Raw genomic sequence first — 3,153 nt, forward strand, 5'->3', positions numbered from 1 at the left:
CCTTTGTATTGGATTTGGATGTGTATTACTACCTCCAACCATTATAAAGGACTTTTTTTGTACAGAAAATAAATTTTTAGAATATTCCATTTAAAACCGTAGGTTGAAATATTTTTATGCAACACTAGTGATATAATTATATAAATTTATTTTTAATAATACAATGCTGGATTTAGAAGTACAAAGGTTCTATACAGTTAAATGTTACGAGGTGAAAGATGGCAGCCCAATTAATAATTTTAAGAGGAAACTCTGGAAGCGGTAAGACATCTACAGCAAAATTACTGCAGGAAAATCTCGGCGAAGGAACAATACTTATTTCGCAGGATGTTGTCAGACGTCAGATGCTGAGAACGAAAGATACAGTAGGATCGCTTTCAACCAGCCTTTTAGAGAATTTAGTGGATTTTGGTATGCAGAATTGTAAATATATTATTCTTGAAGGCATTTTAACCAATAACAAACACGGCGATATGTTGAGAAGAATATATACCAGATATCATCCCGATGTACTGGTTTATTACTTCGAGATATCGTTTGAAGAAACACTAAGGCGTCATCAGTTCAAAGATGTGTCATTCGGTGAAAATGAAATGCGAAAATGGTATCTTGACTCAGATGTCATTGGAGTTGACCAAGAACATATCATTCATGATGATCTGTGTCAGGAAGATATTTTAAATAAAATTAACGATGATATACATAAAAAAGGAAATGATTTTTTAAAATATTAGTATCAGAGCAGCACATCGTTACTATAACTATCTATTTGAGGAGGTACTATGAATCAAAGTGATAATAATAAAAAAGCCTGGGAATGTAGAGCATATGATTTCTGGGTGATGCGTGACGGTACTCCAAAAGATAAAGTAGCAGCTATAATTATGGACCCTTTAGTTCATCTCAAGAAACATCAGGATTTATTTAAAGATGTCAAAGGTAAGAAGATAGCAAATATTTGTGGATCTAATGGTCGGAAAGCAGTTCCTCTTGCTCTTCTAGGTGCGGATGTTACTGTATTTGATATATCCGAAGAAAATAAGAAATATGCTCTAGAACTTGCAAAACATGCTGGAACTAATGTTAATTATATCGTTACTGATATATACGATATCGATATTAGTAAATTTAATGAAATGTTCGACATCCTCTATCTTGAAGGAGGTATTCTTCATTACTTTGATGATTTAAGCAGGCTATTTAATATTCTGCAAAAAATATTAAATGAGAATGGAATTTTAATTCTTAGTGATTACCATCCTATTAAAAATTGTATCAATGAAAATAACCAATATTTGAATAATTATTTTGATCAGCCTGTTATGCCTTGTAACATTGCTTATAAACCGTTTTTCTCTACAGAAGAACAGAAAGAGTTTCTAGATGTATTGCTTAAACATCATACGTTGAGTGATATATTGAATACGGTAATAAAAGAGGGATTTACCATTAAGCAATATGATGAACATAGAGGATGGAACAATGAAAATATTCCTTGGGAGTATACTCTGATAGCTGTTAATCACTAACAAGTAATTTATTTTTATAATAGACATCTTTTTGAGGAGGTATAGTCGTGAACCGAAACCAAATTTTAATTACTCAGTATAATCCAAAGTATGCTGAACAAACAGTGAAAATGTGGCGAGATAGTAAGGAACAGGCCATTTGTCAGAAAGAAATTCATAGCTTTGATAATCACGTTTATTTTTTAAATAATATATTACCAGAAGAGTTTCAAATAAATTTAGCCTTAATTGACAATAGAGTAGTGGGAATGGTTGCTTCTAATGAAACGGAAATAAGCCAACTTTATATTCATATAGATTATCAAGGAATGGATATAGGTCAAACATTATTAGATAAAGCAAAAGCAAAATCAAGTGGGAGATTATCATTATATACGTTTGAAGTAAATGTAAATGCGCAACGATTTTATGAAAAGAATGGATTTAAAATCATTGGGCGAGGACACGAAAATGAAGAAAACCTACCTGATATTCAATATGAATGGATATCAAAATGATGAACATAGAGAAGGGAGATAATATGGTTGCAGTAGAACAGCTTTGTCAACGTTTGAATAACTATATTGAGAAACATTATGGATAAGGGTTTTGTGTGGAACGGGGACAATAAACCTTATATAGATGAAATTCATATTGAGAAAGTGAATCATATTACCGTCGGATGTTTTGGAGGCAATAGTTCTGCTGGCCAGTATAAGAACGAAGATGGCTGTCTAATATGGAGTAATTTAGATTATGACTGGGAGCTTGCTGCTATTTTTGACGGACATAATACATATGAAAGTGTCACTCTTGTTCTAAATGAAATAAGTGCAAATCAATCAACTATTGAAACGATGCAGAACCATCGAAGTTTTTATGAATGGGTTGGTCAGATTAATACTTTTGATCAAGAAGTACCATGTTTCAGTTCTGGGATAAAAGAACTGAGGAATGGTGATAATTTGATATTTTTGACCACAGATGGTTTAACAGAATGCCTTAATACAAACTATAGTGATTCTTTAAATATATATAATTCTTTGGATAAAGAAAACTTAACTAGTTCTATTTACAATCTATTAAATGATATAAAGGAAAATAATGTTCGTGACAGCACGACAATTATTTGTTGGAATGTCAGCAATGAATATCCTTCAACTTATGCAAGTAACCAAAATTAATATCTTTGAGATATGTTTTATTACATTCTTATTCCAACCATAAACAGATTAAACCAGAACATTAAAGCCCATATTAAAAGATAAATGATTAGTAACAGTAAATTTAATATAGACCGGTTCATCATGAATAAACGTACCGTAAAAAATAATGAACAGAGATATAATATTCCCGCTATAAAACAGCATATGAAAATGATAACGAACGTATAGTCAGGAGGAAATAAATAGGAAATAGTTTCAGTGGGTGTGTCAAGTTAAGTGTGTAAGTTACTCCATATACTTAACCACTCTGTCCTTAATCTGTTCATGAAGAAGAAGCTGGTTCATGACTAATGGGGTGTGTCAAGTTAAGTGTGTAAGTTACTCCATATACTTAACCACTCTGTCCTTAATCTGTTCATGAAGAAGAAGCTGGTTCATGACTAATGACCAGTTGGGAATAAAGCCTGCGGACCATTTCT

4 protein-coding genes are annotated in these 3,153 nt (G+C 31.9%); all 4 read left to right on the forward strand.

The genetic code is table 11. The annotated features are described in order from the left end of the window. The first annotated feature begins 218 nt into the window (after positions 1-218). The 4 genes from ERX29_RS10685 to ERX29_RS10700 all read left to right on the forward strand — a co-directional run bounded on the left by ERX29_RS10685 (position 219) and on the right by ERX29_RS10700 (position 2,692). Positions 219-734: an AAA family ATPase gene (locus ERX29_RS10685; protein WP_133444668.1), complete on the forward strand. Its 516-nt coding sequence runs from the start codon at positions 219-221 to the stop codon at positions 732-734. Positions 735-782: 48 nt separating this feature from the next. Continuing rightward, positions 783-1,529, forward strand: a complete 747-nt coding sequence (locus ERX29_RS10690; protein ID WP_133444669.1) for a class I SAM-dependent methyltransferase — start codon at positions 783-785, stop codon at positions 1,527-1,529. A 110-nt stretch (positions 1,530-1,639) separates the two neighbouring features. Then, positions 1,640-2,026, forward strand: a complete 387-nt coding sequence (locus tag ERX29_RS10695) for a GNAT family N-acetyltransferase (RefSeq protein ID WP_424960638.1) — start codon at positions 1,640-1,642, stop codon at positions 2,024-2,026. Between the two features lie 78 nt (positions 2,027-2,104). Beyond that, positions 2,105-2,692: a hypothetical protein gene (locus tag ERX29_RS10700; RefSeq protein WP_133444671.1), complete on the forward strand. Its 588-nt coding sequence runs from the start codon at positions 2,105-2,107 to the stop codon at positions 2,690-2,692. Positions 2,693-3,153 lie beyond the last annotated feature (461 nt).

The sequence above is a fragment of the Macrococcus lamae genome (assembly GCF_004359545.1).
Classification (GTDB): Bacteria; Bacillota; Bacilli; order Staphylococcales; family Staphylococcaceae; genus Macrococcus; species Macrococcus lamae.

What these genes read in the sequence shown, in the direction of transcription:
- ERX29_RS10695 (WP_424960638.1), top strand. Translation starts at nt 1,640, where the DNA reads ATGTGGCGAGATAGTAAGGAACAGGCCATTTGTCAGAAAGAAATTCAT.
- ERX29_RS10700 (WP_133444671.1), top strand. Translation starts at nt 2,105, where the DNA reads ATGGATAAGGGTTTTGTGTGGAACGGGGACAATAAACCTTATATAGAT.
- ERX29_RS10685 (WP_133444668.1), top strand. Translation starts at nt 219, where the DNA reads ATGGCAGCCCAATTAATAATTTTAAGAGGAAACTCTGGAAGCGGTAAG.
- ERX29_RS10690 (WP_133444669.1), top strand. Translation starts at nt 783, where the DNA reads ATGAATCAAAGTGATAATAATAAAAAAGCCTGGGAATGTAGAGCATAT.